Origin of the sequence: Pseudonocardia sp. HH130630-07 (assembly GCF_001698125.1) — a bacterium.
Lineage (GTDB): Bacteria > Actinomycetota > Actinomycetes > Mycobacteriales > Pseudonocardiaceae > Pseudonocardia.
The window spans coordinates 5,935,845-5,949,420 of the sequence record NZ_CP013854.1; the positions used below are offsets into that span (position 1 = coordinate 5,935,845).

16 protein-coding genes and 3 pseudogenes are annotated in these 13,576 nt (G+C 70.8%); 3 read left to right on the forward strand and 16 right to left on the reverse strand.

What is annotated here, in order from left to right:
* Positions 1-3: 3 nt before the first annotated feature.
* The 10 genes from AFB00_RS27965 to AFB00_RS28005 all read right to left on the reverse strand — a co-directional run bounded on the left by AFB00_RS27965 (position 4) and on the right by AFB00_RS28005 (position 7,317).
* Positions 4-1,533, reverse strand: coding sequence for an aldehyde dehydrogenase (locus tag AFB00_RS27965; RefSeq protein ID WP_156819751.1), 1,530 nt, complete (start codon positions 1,531-1,533; stop codon positions 4-6).
* Positions 1,530-2,309 (reverse strand): alpha/beta fold hydrolase, encoded by a 780-nt coding sequence (locus AFB00_RS27970; RefSeq protein WP_068799662.1) that lies wholly within the window; start codon positions 2,307-2,309, stop codon positions 1,530-1,532. Before AFB00_RS27970 ends, AFB00_RS27965 begins: the two co-directional genes overlap by 4 nt.
* Positions 2,306-2,863 carry an amino acid synthesis family protein gene (locus AFB00_RS27975; protein ID WP_068799663.1) on the reverse strand — a complete coding sequence of 186 codons (558 nt, stop codon included), beginning with the start codon at positions 2,861-2,863 and terminating at the stop codon, positions 2,306-2,308. Before AFB00_RS27975 ends, AFB00_RS27970 begins: the two co-directional genes overlap by 4 nt.
* On the reverse strand, positions 2,860-3,498 hold the full coding sequence (locus AFB00_RS27980) for an amino acid synthesis family protein (protein ID WP_068799664.1): 639 nt from the start codon (positions 3,496-3,498) through the stop codon (positions 2,860-2,862). Before AFB00_RS27980 ends, AFB00_RS27975 begins: the two co-directional genes overlap by 4 nt.
* Complete coding sequence (locus tag AFB00_RS27985; protein WP_068799665.1) at positions 3,495-4,628, reverse strand: LLM class flavin-dependent oxidoreductase; 1,134 nt, start codon at positions 4,626-4,628, stop codon at positions 3,495-3,497. Before AFB00_RS27985 ends, AFB00_RS27980 begins: the two co-directional genes overlap by 4 nt.
* Position 4,629: 1 nt before the next feature.
* Positions 4,630-5,106 carry a GntR family transcriptional regulator gene (locus AFB00_RS27990; RefSeq protein ID WP_231974113.1) on the reverse strand — a complete coding sequence of 159 codons (477 nt, stop codon included), beginning with the start codon at positions 5,104-5,106 and terminating at the stop codon, positions 4,630-4,632.
* A 53-nt stretch (positions 5,107-5,159) separates the two neighbouring features.
* Positions 5,160-6,068 (reverse strand): IS3 family transposase, encoded by a 909-nt coding sequence (locus AFB00_RS27995; protein ID WP_060710839.1) that lies wholly within the window; start codon positions 6,066-6,068, stop codon positions 5,160-5,162.
* Positions 6,065-6,355: a transposase gene (locus tag AFB00_RS28000; protein ID WP_060710840.1), complete on the reverse strand. Its 291-nt coding sequence runs from the start codon at positions 6,353-6,355 to the stop codon at positions 6,065-6,067. The genes AFB00_RS27995 and AFB00_RS28000 overlap by 4 nt, the downstream gene beginning before the upstream one ends.
* Positions 6,315-6,584, reverse strand: coding sequence for a hypothetical protein (locus AFB00_RS34315; RefSeq protein ID WP_197519687.1), 270 nt, complete (start codon positions 6,582-6,584; stop codon positions 6,315-6,317). The genes AFB00_RS28000 and AFB00_RS34315 overlap by 41 nt, the downstream gene beginning before the upstream one ends.
* Before the next feature lie 151 nt (positions 6,585-6,735).
* Positions 6,736-7,317, reverse strand: coding sequence for a MarR family winged helix-turn-helix transcriptional regulator (locus AFB00_RS28005; RefSeq protein ID WP_197519688.1), 582 nt, complete (start codon positions 7,315-7,317; stop codon positions 6,736-6,738).
* 60 nt (positions 7,318-7,377) lie between these two features.
* On the opposite strand from AFB00_RS28005, the gene AFB00_RS28010 reads away from it, so the two are divergent.
* Both AFB00_RS28010 and AFB00_RS28015 read left to right on the forward strand, forming a co-directional pair.
* Positions 7,378-8,580 (forward strand): FAD-dependent monooxygenase, encoded by a 1,203-nt coding sequence (locus tag AFB00_RS28010; RefSeq protein WP_068799667.1) that lies wholly within the window; start codon positions 7,378-7,380, stop codon positions 8,578-8,580.
* Positions 8,581-8,768: 188 nt separating this feature from the next.
* Positions 8,769-9,497: a peptidase E gene (locus AFB00_RS28015; protein WP_068799668.1), complete on the forward strand. Its 729-nt coding sequence runs from the start codon at positions 8,769-8,771 to the stop codon at positions 9,495-9,497.
* 41 nt (positions 9,498-9,538) lie between these two features.
* On the opposite strand, the gene AFB00_RS28020 is transcribed toward AFB00_RS28015, so the two are convergent.
* Complete coding sequence (locus AFB00_RS28020) at positions 9,539-9,901, reverse strand: hypothetical protein (protein ID WP_156819752.1); 363 nt, start codon at positions 9,899-9,901, stop codon at positions 9,539-9,541.
* A gap of 11 nt (positions 9,902-9,912) precedes the next feature.
* Between AFB00_RS28020 and AFB00_RS28025 the strand changes: the two genes are divergently transcribed.
* Positions 9,913-10,137: a hypothetical protein gene (locus tag AFB00_RS28025; RefSeq protein WP_156819753.1), complete on the forward strand. Its 225-nt coding sequence runs from the start codon at positions 9,913-9,915 to the stop codon at positions 10,135-10,137.
* A 54-nt stretch (positions 10,138-10,191) separates the two neighbouring features.
* Here the strand turns inward: AFB00_RS28025 and AFB00_RS28030 are convergent, their stop codons facing one another.
* The 5 genes and pseudogenes from AFB00_RS28030 to AFB00_RS28045 all read right to left on the reverse strand — a co-directional run.
* Positions 10,192-10,710 carry a GNAT family N-acetyltransferase gene (locus AFB00_RS28030; protein WP_068799671.1) on the reverse strand — a complete coding sequence of 173 codons (519 nt, stop codon included), beginning with the start codon at positions 10,708-10,710 and terminating at the stop codon, positions 10,192-10,194.
* Positions 10,707-10,917 (reverse strand): annotated as a pseudogene (locus AFB00_RS34320) (IS256 family transposase); the annotation flags it as partial. The pseudogene AFB00_RS34320 and the gene AFB00_RS28030, both read right to left, overlap by 4 nt.
* A 12-nt stretch (positions 10,918-10,929) precedes the next feature.
* The gene (locus tag AFB00_RS28035; RefSeq protein ID WP_083275376.1) at positions 10,930-12,045 is read right to left on the reverse strand and encodes an IS110 family transposase; all 1,116 of its coding nucleotides are present in this window, start codon (positions 12,043-12,045) and stop codon (positions 10,930-10,932) included.
* Between the two features lie 239 nt (positions 12,046-12,284).
* Positions 12,285-12,521, reverse strand: a pseudogene (locus AFB00_RS36470) (transposase); the annotation flags it as partial.
* A 165-nt stretch (positions 12,522-12,686) separates the two neighbouring features.
* Positions 12,687-13,494: pseudogene (locus tag AFB00_RS28045) on the reverse strand (IS256 family transposase); the annotation flags it as partial.
* Between the last annotated feature and the right edge of the window lie 82 nt (positions 13,495-13,576).

Genomic DNA, 13,576 nt, shown 5'->3' on the forward strand with positions numbered 1-13,576 from the left:
TCCCTAGGACCGCAGGACGAACGGGTCGCCCGCGGGCTCGTCGCTGGTGTTGACCCAGACGCTCTTCAACCGCGTGTACTCGCGGACGACCTCGGTGCCGTGCTCGACGCCGAGACCGGAGGTCTTGAACCCGGACCGGGGCGACATCGGCGACATCGCGCGGTACATGTTCACCCAGACCGTCCCGGCGTCGAGGGCCGCCGCGGCCCGGTGCGCCCGGGCGAGGTCACGGGTCCAGATCCCGGCCGCGAGGCCGTAGTTCGTGTCGTTCGCGATCCGCAGGGCCTCGGCGTCGTCGTCGAACGGGATGATCGCGACGACCGGGCCGAAGATCTCCTCCCGGCACATCCGGGTGTCGTTGGACAGGCCGGTGAACACGGTCGGCTCGTGGAACCAGCCACCGAGCCCGGTGTCCGGGCGGCCTCCGCCGTGCGCGACCACCCCGCCGTCCGCCCGGCCGGCCGCGACGTACTCCTCGACCTTCGCCAGCTGGGCGGGCATCGCGAGCGGGCCGAGCTCGGTGCCATCGGCCAGCGGGTCGCCGATCCGGATCGTGCGCGCCCTGGCGACCACCCGTTCGACCAGCTCGTCGTAGACCGAACGGTGGGCGAGCACCCGGCTGCCGGCGATACAGGTCTGCCCGGCGGCGGCGAAGATCCCGGCGATGACGCCGTTGGCCGCGCTGGCGACGTCGGCGTCGGCGAACACGAGCTGCGGGGACTTGCCGCCCAGCTCCAGCCCGGCCCGCACCAGCCGCCGCCCGGCCCGCTCGGCGATCCACGACCCGGTCGCGGTGCTGCCGGTGAACGACAGCTTGGCGACGTCGGCGTGGTCGACCAGGGGTGCCCCGGCGTCCGCGCCGTAGCCGGTCACGACGTTCACCGCACCCGCCGGGAACCCGGCCTGCTCGAACAGCGGGGCGAGCGCCAGCATCGACGCACTGGTGTACTCCGACGGCTTGACGACGGCGGTGTTGCCGCAGGCCAGCAGCGGCGCGAGCTTCGCGACGGTGAGCGTCAGCGGCGAGTTCCACGGTGTGATCGCACCGACCACGCCGACCGGCTCGCGCAGCGTGTAGTTGAGGACGTCGACGCTGCTGGCCGGGATCGTCTCGCCGTGGATCTTGTCGGCCAGCCCGGCGTAGTAGAAGAAGTACTCGGGGAGCCCGGCGAGCTGGGCGGTCATCTCGCGCAGCAGCTTGCCGTTGTCGGTGCTCTCGGTGCGCGCGAGCTCCGCGGCGTGCTCCCCGACCAGCTCGCCCATCCGGCGCAGCAGCGCGCCGCGGCGGGTCTGGGACAGCCGGCGCCAGCCGGGCGACTCGAACGTGCGGCGGGCCGCGGCCACGGCCCGGTCGACGTCCTCCGCGGTTCCCCGCGCGGCCTCGTACCAGGGCTGCCCGGTGGTCGGGTTGTCGCTGGTGAAGTACTCGCCACCGGCCGGCGGGACGCGCTCGCCGGCGATCAGGTGGTCGTGCCGCGGCAGCGGCGCGGTGGTCGGCTCCGACGCCGCGGGGGCGTCCGGCGTGGTCGTCATCGGGCCAGTGCTCCAGTGCTCGGATCGGTCGGTGTGCGGGGCGGGGTCTCGCGGATCGCGGCGAGTACCGCGTCCGGGCGCTCCAGCGGGAGCAGGTGCCGGGCTCCGGGGACGATCACGGCCCGGCCGTGCGGGACCCGGTCGGCGAGGCCCTCGGACATCGCCGGGGTGGATCCCGGGTCGTCCGCCCCGGTCGTGGCGACCACCGGGGCGCCCAGCCGGGGCAGCTCGGGCCAGAGCTCGGCGTCGGCGGTGGCGAACACCTCGTAGCAGGCCAGGTAGGACGCCGGCCGGTTCGCGCCGAGGACCGAGCGCATCCGGTCGGCCGTCCCCGGCTCGGCGGCCCGCCAGGACGGCGAGAACCACCGCTCGACGGCCGCGTCGAACGTCGCCGGGAGGTCCGAGCGCGCCGCGCGGAGCCGGTCCAGGACGGCGGCCCGCTGCGCGTCGCTACGGTCCGCGACGCCGCTGACCAGGGTCAGCGCGGCGACCCGGTCCGGGCGGTCGAGCGCGACCCGGGTGGCGACCAGCGCGCCGAGCGAGAACCCGACCAGGTGCAGCGGCCGCTCCCCCGCCCGGTCGAGCAGCGCGGCCACCGGCGCCGCGAGGTCGGACAGGGTGCTGCCGGCCGGGGCGTCCGGCGCCGTCCCGTGCCCGAGCAGGTCCGGGGCGTGCACGGTCCGGCCCTCGCCGGCCAGGCCCGGCACGACGCGGTCCCACACGGTGTGGTCCAGGCCCACCCCGTGCAGCAGGACCACGTCGGCCGGCCGGCTCACTTCTCGCTCGCCAGCGGTGCGAGCCGGGCCTGCGGCCTGCCCTGGGCCGCGGCGGCCAGGCCGACCACGATCTCGTCGGCGCGCGGGCCGTCCGGCACCCGGGCCTCCACGGTCTGGTGGTGCGAGCGGATGGTGGCGTCGGTGACGTGCTTGAGCGGGATGTCGAACACCGTCCCGGCGGCGGCGCGCTTCTCCACGGCGGGGAGCAGCGTCGTCGCGTCGGCGGCGTCGCGGAAGTGGTTGCCGAACTTCAGGGTGTGGATCAGTCCGGAGCCGTGTTCGATCTCCCCGTCGAGCCCGACGATGGCGGCCTTGCCGAACGCCTCCACCGGTGCGCCGAGGGCGGCCACCACCCGGTCGGAGAGCAGCTTGCCGAGCTCCGGGGCGACCTCGTCGATCGTGGGGCCGAGATCGTCGACGAAGCCCCGCCCGGCCCACGGGTTCTCGATGACGGCGAGGACGACGGCGACCCGGGCCGCGGGCTCGACCGGTCGGCCGCCCTCGGTGTGGATCTCGTCGACGACGGTGTGGACGGTGCGGATCGTGACGCTCACGAGACGGGCTCCCTCTGATCGGACGTGCGGGCGGACCGGCCGTTGCGGCGGTCCAGGACGTGGTCGGCGAGTGCGGCGTCGGTACGCCGGTCCCCGATCCGGGCGTTCGGCCGAGGTCCGTCCGACGCGGCCGCGATGACGGCGATCTCGCCGGGACGCGGTCCGTCGGGGACCCGGACGGTGATGGTCTGGTAGTGCGATCGGGTCGCGGCGTGCTCCTTGTGCCACAACGGGACCGTCAGCGGTGTACCGGCACCGGCGCGCTGGTCGGAGAACACGATGATCGACTCGCCGCCGGTCCGGTGGCGCAGCACGTCGCCGAAGAACGGGGTGTGGATCAGGGCCCCGGCGTGCTCGATCTCGCCGTCGAGCCCGACGATCGCGGCCTTGCCGAACGCCTCCACCCCGGTCGCGCCACCGAGCGCGGCGAGCAGCCGGTCGGACAGCGCGTGCGCGATCTCCGGCGCCAGCGCGGCGGCCTCGCGCGACAGGTCGTCCTGGACGCCGCGGCCCAGCCACGGGTTCGCGACGACCGCCACCGCGGCCGCCCGCCGGACCGGGGTCCGGACCGGCCGCCCGAGCTCGTGCAGGCTCTCCTCGACGACGGTGACGACGCGGCGGATCGCGCCGGTCACGCGGAACTCCCGGCGAACTGCGGCATGACCTTCTCGGCGAACAGCTCGAAGCTGCGCATCGCCTTGCCGTGCTCCAGACCGGGGTGCGTGGTCCAGAGCAGCAGGTCCTGCAGGTTCAGCTCCTGCTGCAGCTCGTGCACCTTCTCCGCGACGTGGTCGGGGGTGCCCACCAGCAGGTTGCGCTCGGCGAGGAAGTCGTAGTCCAGCACCCGGCCGGTGATGTCCTCCCCCACCTCGCGCAGGTTGTTCAGCCCGCGCCAGTGGCAGATCCACCGGTAGGAGGTCAGCAGCGCCTCCTCGAAGTCGGCCCTGGCCTGCTCCATGGTGTCCGCGACGTAGACGTCGCGGACCAGCGACAGCCCGGCCCCCAGCGCGGCCTCGGTCCCGGTCGCCTCGCTCAGGGTGTCCCGGTAGAGCTCGAAGCGGCCCTTCAGCTCGGAGATCGGCGGCATCCAGAAGATGCCCTTCATCCCGGAGCGGGCCGCGCTCTGGATGGAGCGCGGGGTGTCGATCACCTGCGAGATCGGCGGGTGCGGGCGCTGGAAGGACTGCGGCACGACCTTCAGACGGTCCAGCGTCCCGTCCGCACCCACGAACTCCGGCGACGGCGGCGAGAGCGGGTGGTCCCAGCCGATGCCGGGCGCCGGGTAGGTGTAGAAGTCGCCGGAGTGGGAGAAGAACTCCCCGGACCACGCCTTGCGGAGCACCTCGAGGGTCTCCTCGAACAGCGCGCGGTTCTGCTCCTGGTCCCGCGGGTCGGCCGTGGGGTTGAGGTTCATGGCCTCCCGGCCGTAGAGCCCGCGCCCCACGGCGACCTCGGCCCGGCCGCGGGACATCTGGTCGAGCATCGCGATGTCCTCGGCCAGGCGCATCGGGTTCCAGAAGGTCACGATGTTCGCGGCCTGGCCGATCCGGATCCGCTCGGTGCGGGCCGCGATGTCGGCGCCCATCAGCACCGGGTTCGGGACCAGCTCGTAGCCCTCGTGCCCGAAGTGGTGCTCGGTGTACCAGATGGAGTGGTAGCCGGCGGTGTCGGCGTAGGTCGCGACGTCACGGATCTCGTCGAGCACGCCGGCGACGTCGTCGAGCCTGCCGGGTGCCCCGACGTTGTGGAAGATGGAGAAGCGCATCTCAGGACTCCTTCGTCGGTGGGTGTCCGCCGGTCCGGTGGCCGGCGGTGAGGGTGGCCCGTTCGCTGGAGCGGACGTGGTCGCGCATCGCGAACTCCGCCCCGACGCCGTCCTTGCCGCGGACCAGTTCCAGGACGTGCCGGTGTTCGGCGAGCGACTCCCCGAGCCGGCCGGGCCGGGTCAGCGACGCCGAGACGAGCCGGTGGTAGGCGAGCTGGTTCATCAGCGTGCGGTAGTGCGTGACCAGCTGGGTGTTGTCGGCGCCGGTCACGAGCAGCTCGTGGAACCCGTGCACGAGCACGGCGTAGGTCGCCGCGTCGGACGCGGCCACGGCGGCGGCGGAGCGCTCGATGTTCTCCTCGAGCGCGTCGAGCTCGCGGACCGGGCCACGGCCGGCGAGCAGCCGGGCACCCATGCCCTCCAGCATCTCCTTGAGCTCGAACAGCTCGACCACCTCGCGACGGCTCGGGGCCCGCACGAACGTCCCGACCCGGGGACGGATTGCGGTTCCCCCGAGATCGTGGAGGGTTCTTATGCCGCGTCTCGGGTGAGGGCGGCGTTCTCGTAGTTGATCGGTGAGAGCCCGGCGGCGGCACTGTGTCGCCGCCGGTGGTTGTAGAAGCCGTAACACCAGTCGATGACCGCCGCCCGCGCCCTACTGATGGTGTCGAAGTCGTTGCGGGACAGCACTTCCCACTCCAGGCTGGAGAAGAACGCCTCCGCCGCGGCATTGTCGAAACACGACCCGACCCGGCCCATCGACTGACGGATGTCGAGCCGCCGACACAGAGCGGTGAACGCGCCCGCGGTGTAGGTCGACCCGCGGTCGGTGTGGAAGATCACCCCGGCGATTCGGTCCGCCCCGCCGCGGGCCGCCACCGCCATCCGGATCGCCGCACACGCCAGCTCGGCGTTCGGGTGCAGCCCCGTGGCCGCGCCGAGCAGCCGCCGCGAGTACAGGTCGATCACCGTGGCCAGATACAACTTCCCGGCCGCGGTGGGGATCTCGGTCATGTCCCCGACCCATCTGCGGTTCGGCTCGGCCGCAGTGAAACCCCGACGAAGCAGGTCCGGGAACTTCGGCGCCGTGCGGTCCTGGCGGGTCAGCCCGTTGTGCCGCTTGATCCGGCGGGCGACCAGGCCCTGGCGGCGCATCGAGTCCGCCACGGTCTTCTCCGACACCCGCCATCCGGCCTCACACAGGTCGGCGTGCAGACGGGGTGAGCCGTGTAGCCGCTGGGCGTCGTCGAACGCCACGGCCACGGCGGCGTCCAACGCGCAGCGGCGCTTCTCGGTCGCGGTGGCACCACCGTCGGAACGCGCGGCGCGGTCGAGCCACTTGTACAGCCAGGAGATCGACACCCCCAACAGGGCGCAGGCCAGCGTGTGCGGCACCCGGTGGAAGGTCCTCTGGTCGGCGATGAAACGGGCCACGCTCACTTCGTCGCCTCCTTGACCCACAGGACCACGGATCGCTTGAGGACATCACGCTCCATCCGCAGCTCGGCGTTCTCCGCGCGCAGCCGCTTGAGCTCCTCGACGCCGCCGCGAGACAGGCCCTCGGTGTCCTCGCGGGCCTCTCGTGCACGGGCCACCCAGTTGCCCAGCGTGCCCTCGTTGACCCCCAGGTCACGGGCGACCTGGGCGATCGGCTTGCCCGTCTCCTCCACGACCCGGACCGCTCCGTCACGGAACTCCCGGTCGTAGCGCTTCCGTACCTCTGGCATCGCTACCCCTTATAGCTGATGCCTCCCCGATCATGGGGGAACCGCAGTAACCGGTGACGGCAAGGTCGGGACGTCCGGTGGAGTCGTGGGCGCAGGCCAGATGGAAGGCCCGGACGTCCCTCGGAACCTCGGGACGTTCGACGATGCCGGTAATGGCGTCGAGCAGTTCGTGGGGTTCGAGTTCCGCGATCCGATCCCAGGCCACGTCCAGCTCGTCCTGCCAACTCATGAGGCTCCTCCCCGCGTGCAGACTATACCGGGGACGCAGCATGTCACCCACCGCCCAGCCCAGCGTCGGATCGATCCGAGCCCGTCATCGACGAGACCCCCAGAAGCGTTCGGACGGGCCCTGGCCGCGTGCTCGGTAACGACCCCCGTCATCAACTCTCGCCCGACCGCCTACACGCCGGCGTCAGCGCCGACGTGGGGGCCCGCGGGACACGGACGACCATCCCCGGCTCCGGTGCTACCGGTCCGGATGCGGGTGGGGGTCGGTCGCTGCGGGCCATCGCCGCGGTCAGGCGTCCCAGTAGGTCGCGCGCGACGACCTGGTCGGGTTCGGAGAGCGAGCGGCAGATCTCGTCGATCTCCTGGATGGCCGGCAGCCAGGCGCGCTCGGTGCAGGCGCGGCCCGCGGCGGTGTCGGTGATCCGTACCCGCCGGCGGTCGGCGGTGTCTCGGACGCGTTCCAGGTGTCCGGAGCGCTCGAGGCGGTCGACCAGAACCGTCGTCGCGGGCGGGGACACCCCCAACCGCCGGGCCAGTTCCGCGACCCCCATCGGACCGTGCTCGGAGAGCTGCATGATCGCGGTCATGTCGCTGAGATTCATCCCCATGCCGCGAGCCGTGCGCGCGGTGAGGTCCTGAGCTGCACCGATGAGACTGCGCACAGCGAGCGTCGTGCTGTTGAGCTCCGCGAACGCGGGCTGTCGCCGGATCCGCCGGGTCGCCTCATCGGTCATGAACGGCATCCCACCACACCCAGATGATTAAACTCTTTAACTATCGGGCAGTCGTCGGGCATGGACACTCCGAGCATCCTGATCTCCGGCGCGGGTATCGGCGGGCCGGTCGCTGCGTCGCGACTGGCCGCAGCCGGTTGGAACGCCACCGTGATCGAGCGCGTCGAGCACCTGCGCGACGACGGCCAGAACGTCGATGTACGGGGCACCGGACGCGAGGTCCTGCGCCGCATGGGCCTCGACGACGCCGTACGTGCCCACCACACCAGCGAGACCGGCCAAGCCTTCCTCGATGCCGACGGCGGTGTGTACGCGTCGTTCCCCGCGGGCGCCGAGGACGCCGACACCAGCCCGACAGCGGATCTGGAGATCCTGCGCGGCCAGCTCGCCCGCCTGCTCTACGACCATTCCTCCGCAGCCGCGCAGTACGTCTTCGGCGATCGGATCACCGCCCTGCACGATGACGGCCACGGCGTCGACGTCGAGTTCGCCCACGGTGCCGCGCGCCGGTTCGACGCGGTCGTGATCGCGGAGGGATCGCGGTCCCGGACCCGTGAGCTCGCCTTCGGCGAATCCGGGCTGCGCGAGCTCGGGCTCGTGTTCGCCTACGCCACCATCCCCCGAACCAGCCACGACGACCGACGGTGGCGGATCCACGCCCCTGGAGGCGGACGGTTGGTTCACCTGCGGCCCGACAACGTCGGCACCACCCGCGCCATGCTGACCCTGCGCACCGATGTGCGCGGCCTCGACCGGCTCGACCACGACGACGTCCGGGCGGTCCTGCGGGCGACGTTTGCCGACGTCGGCTGGCAGACCCCGCGGATCCTCGCCGCGCTCGAGCACGCCCCGCTCTACCTCGACCAGGTCGCCCAGATCCATCTGCCCACCTGGCACCGCGGGCGGATCGCTCTGCTCGGCGACTCCGCCTGGAGCGCAGGCCCGTTTGGTACCGGCACCACCAACGCGCTCACCGGGGCCTACGTCCTGGCCGGCGAGCTGGGAAGAACCCCCGGCGACATCGCAGCGGCGTTCACCCGCTACGAAACCGTCCTGCGCCCCCAGACCGACCGCGCCCAGAGTTTCGTCATGCCCCGCATCGCCCACCCCCGCTCCAAGTGGCAGCGCCGGCTGCTGCACGGCGGCCTGCGTGCGCTCGCCGGACCACTGGGCAACGCCCTCAACCGCGTCCGTACAACAGCACCGCCGGTCGACACCATCACCCTGCCCGACTACCCGTCCCGCACAGCCACCCGACGCTGACCCGCTCGACACGACATCCGACACAACCCCGCCCGGACGACACCGTCCCGGACCCTGCAGCGTGCACTTCGTTCCTCGACCGGATCCTCGTGACGGATCCTCCCGTGGAAGCTGACGGCCCGGCGGAAGGCCAGGTGGGCATGCGTAATCCGGCTGACCCCGTCCGCGCCGGCTTCTAGCCTCCCCTGATGACCGCGTTCCACCCGACGATCCTCGCCACCTCCGGCGGCTTCCGGCGGTCCCGCCGGCTGTCCTGGGAGATCGCCCCGCTGGCCCAGCACGCTGTCACACTCGCCCGGGTGTCCGGCCGCGCCCCGAGGATCTGCTTCCTGCCCACCGCCGCCGGTGACGACCCTCGCCTGATCATGACCTTCTACGACAACGCATGGCGGCACGGCTGGACTGCCAGCCACCTCTCGCTGATGGCGATGCCCAACATCGACGATCCGGCCGAACACCTGCTCACACAGGACGTCATCTGGGTGTCGGGCGGGAGCGTCGCGGCCCTGCTGGCGATGTGGCGGCTGCACGGTCTCGACGTGGCGCTGCGCCAGGTGTGGGAATCCGGTGTCGTGCTCACCGGCGTCTCCGCGGGATCGATCTGCTGGCACGCCGGCGGCACGACCGACTCGTTCGGTCCGGAGTTGCGGCCGGTCACCGACGGGCTCGGGTTCCTGCCGTACTCCAACGGCGTCCACCACGACACCGAAGCCGAGCGCCGCCCCCTGCTCCACGACCTGGTCGCCGCCGGCACGCTCCCACCCGGATTCGCCACCGACGACGGCGCCGGGCTGCACTACCGCGGGACCGACCTGCACGAGGTGGTCGCGGAGGCGCCGGGCGCGTACGGCTACGAGATCGAGCGGGCGTCCGACGGGACCGTGAACGAGACGCGGCTGCCGGTGCGGCTGCTCTGAGCGTGTCTCGCGTCCGACCGGGACGTCATATCCACGCGACGTCACCAGTCGTGTTCGTCGGCTGCGGGCGGCCGCCGGAGCATGGTCAACGTCGTGCTGGTCTCCCACGCGCGGGTCGTGGCGGCCCGTAGCTCATCGACGGCCCCGGCGCGGGTGGCGGCGTCACTGTCGCGCAACGTGGCCAACCCCTGGATCAGAGCCCCCGCGACATGGTGCAGCGCCTCCAGCCGGGTCACGTACTCGCCGTCGGTGACGGGCCCAGGGTCTGTCGCGAGCACGCCGTCGGTGCTGCCGGGGCGGGCGGTGGCGGTGCCGGCGTTCATGGCGGCGACGGCGGCGACATACGCCGCGGTGACCGGGTCGGCGGCGGCCGAAAGGTCCAGCTCGTCGCCGTTGGCGGGCATCACACGTCCCGGTGCCCGAGGCACCCGGTCGCGTCGTGCGCTCGGCCGAGCGCCTCGATCAGCTCAGGCAGCGCACGCCGGGCATCCCGCAGTGCGGCGGCCCCGGCCGCGGCCGTGTCACCGGGGTTGCGGCCGTCGCCGCGGTCGTCGTAGAGGGTGTCGTCGAGGGTGTCGTCGAGGGAGAAGTTCTCGGCGCGGCCGTGGCAGACGTTGTGGAAGCGGCACCGCCGCTATAGTGGCGACGCACCTGGGGACCGCGAGTAATAGTCAAGACCTGTGGATCGGTGAAGCTATCGCCTGATACTCCGGCGCCATCGAATCTCATTGTCGTACTTGTCCTCGGAGGGTGTGAGTCCGGCGGCGGTGGCGACGGTAGCGGATGCCCGATGGTCGGGGTGGATGTGGGCGATGACGGTATGTATCGGTTGCTGGCCGAGCCAGGTGGTGAGTGCCTGGGCGGCTTCGGTGGCGATGCCTCTTCCCTGCCACGGGGTCCCCACCACCCAGGCGATCTCGGCGATGTGGCCGTGGCCGGAGAGGCTGATCGTCGCCTGGACTGTGCCCGCCAGGCAGGCTTCGTCACGGAGCCAGATCACCCAGTTCAGCCAGGAGACGGCGGGATCGGGAGAGCCTGCGGTGACGCGCTGGTAGCGCGAGCGCAGCGCTTGCGGGGTATCCGGGGTGCCGCCGATGAAGGTGTGCAGAGCCGGGTCGGACAGCACTGTGTCCATCTCCTCGGCGTGTCCGACGGTAAGAGGCGTCAGCTCCAGTCGCCCGGTGCTGATGGCTTCTGCTTCGATGGTGCTCACGCCGCGACCGCCTCGGGGCGTTCGACGAGGTGGCCGCGTTCGAAGCGGGCTCCGTCCCTCACGAGCGACGAGGTGGGGTGCGTTCACGGATCGCCAGCGGGCCTGAGCGGACTCGACGAGCTTGAAAATCATGGCCAGGGCTGCGACTGCGCTGCCGGCGCCGCGGGTGACCTTGGTCCGGAGCCGCACCGTTGCGAAGGTCGACTCGAAGCTCTCTTGTCAAGCAGCAGCTGCGGAGCTGGTCGGTGTGGTCGCCGTGGAGCGTCTTGCGTCGGTCCACATGTGTCTGATGATGATGTTCGCGAGCTGCCGCTTGTGGCTTCGCCGAGCCTCACGTTTTGTCTTGTTGTCGGTGACCCGTTTCGCCATGTACTCTTTCGCCGGCGGGTGGCATCGGACTTGCGTGACGTGCACGATGTGCAGAACAGAGTTGACAGCTCGATTGCCGCCGAGGTCGAGTCGGTGCCGACGGGCCGGCCCGTGACCTTCACCCGACGAGAGGGCGACGGGCGCGATTCCGCACCAGCGTGCAAACTGGGCCTCGGTCGTGAACCGGCACGGATCGCCGATCTCGACCAGAAGATCCATGGCTGTGACCACGCCGACACCGCGGACCTCTGTGAGGGTGCAGCCAAGGTCGCTGAGGAGGGCGGGAATCTGTCGGTCGAGTTCCTTGATCCGCGCCGTCAGGGTGATGATGTCGTTCAGGCTGGCCGCGAGCCGGTCGAGCTTGAGCCGCTCGGCTGGGCTGAGCAGATCGGGGTTCGCGACGCCGTCGACCAGGGACTGGAGCTGCGGGAGAACGCGGCTGGTCGAGGGCAACGTGGCGCGGATGGCGACGGGGAGCGTGACGAGTACTGCTTCGGACTCGGTGAGCAGCCGAACACGCTGCAGGACAAGAGATTCACGCCAGTCGCGGATCACCGTGAGCGTCTGCCATGTCGGGCTGGGCGCGGTGTGCTTCCCGGCCGGAGGCAGCTCGGGGTCGCTGAGGGCCTCTCGGGCGATGGCCTCCGCGTCCTCGGCGTCGGTCTTGGCCCGACGACGACGCTTACGCCGCTCCGCGGTGCGGTTGGCTTGGACTTCGCGCACGTCGTAACCCGCGGCCGCGAGCGCGAGGACCAGCGGCTGGCCGAGAAATCCCGATCCTTCGATGCCGATCCGGTCGATCGTCAGCTCGACACCGAGCAGGAACGTCAGCAGCTCATCGATACCGCCCTTGGTGATGGAGAAGGACTTGTTGTCGACCACGCCGCCTCGATGATCGAGGACTGCGATGGTAGCCGTATTCTTGTGAGGATCGATCCCCGCGACACCGTGTTCGTGCGTCAACACTTGTTCCCGTCTGCGTGGCCTATCGTGGACAGCGCAGGCCCGCGGTGTCGGCAGATCTGGGTTGAGTCAGGCAGGCTCTCTTCAAGCCAGGCACCGCGGGCCTGCGCTCACGCGGCCAGCCCGACACTTCGAATCGAAGACAGCCTCACGGCGTCAATAGCGTTCAGAGTCAGGGCTGGCCGCCTCGAGCATCGGCCGGGGAAGCAACGCCCTGACCGACTCCTTGATCTAAACACCCAGATGGGGATCGTCGTGCGCAGGTGAATCCAGTGTTCGGCGGGGAAGTCGTAGAACGCCAGCAGTTCCTCAACGTCGTCGGTGATCTTCTTGACGGCCCTGGGCCACTTCGTGCCGTAGGTGTTGCCGAACGCGGTGATCGCCTTGAGAGCGTGGTCGCGGTCGTCGGCGTTGTAGATGTCCTGCAGGGTCTTGCGGGCGCCGGGCTGCGCGGCCTTCGGGAGCACGTTGATCACATTGAGCCTTTTTCAACCTGCCGTTCCGGCAGCTCAGGGGCCTGGTTGTGTGGGTGCAGACGCCGAGCTAGCGAGCCGGTGACCTGTGCAGCTGTGGTCAGAGCAGTTGCGCTGCAACCTTCGCGATCTCCTGACGCAGAAGCTCGCTGGTCAGGTTGAAAAAGGCTCATTGGCCGTTTTGTGAACCCAGCACCTCTGGTGCCAGGTTGCAGGGAAGACCTCGGTCAGGGCCTTCCAGAAACCCAGCGCGCCGTCGCCGACCGCGAGGACGGGGGCGCGCATGCCGCGCCGGGCGGCATCCCGCAGCAGGTCGGCCCAGGACTCGGCGGACTCGCGGTAGCCGTCGGCCATCGCGATCAGCTCCTTGGTGCCGTTCGCGCGTACGCCCATCAGGACCAAGACACAGGACTTCGCCTTGGCGAGGCGGATGCGCAGGTGGATGCCGTCAGCCCAGACGTAGACGTAGTCCGATGCGGACAGGTCGCGCTCGCCGAAGGCTTTGTGGTCCGCCTGCCACTGCGTGGTGAGCCGGGTGACGGTGGCCGGCGAGAGTCCGGCCGAAGAGCCGAGGAACTGTTCGAGTGCGGGCACGAAGTCTCCGGTGGACAGGCCGTGCAGGTAGAGCAACGGGAGTACCTCGCTGATCTTCGGAGCCTTCCTGGCCCAGGGCGGCAGGATCGCCGAGGAGAATCGCTTGCGCTCGACGGTGCCCTCGTCGCTCCGGCGGTCGTTCACGCGCGGGGCTCGAACCTCGACCGACCCCGACCGCGGTGGCGACCTTCCGTGGCTGGTGATGCCCGTTACGGACCACCAGGCGACGCCCCTTCTCGTCACGCTGGACTGCCAACTCGGCTATGTAGGCATCGACTTCGGCCTCCAGGGCAGCGGCGAGCATCCGCCGGGCGCCCCCGCGGACGATCTCATCGATCGAGGAACCGTTCGAGGTGCCGCCATCGGCATTAACTACGCTGAGCACGAGCGTGCTTTCCCGACCGACGCGCCAACGTCGGCCTACTCGGTGATCTTCGATCGATCACTCGGGAAGGTACGCCGCTCGC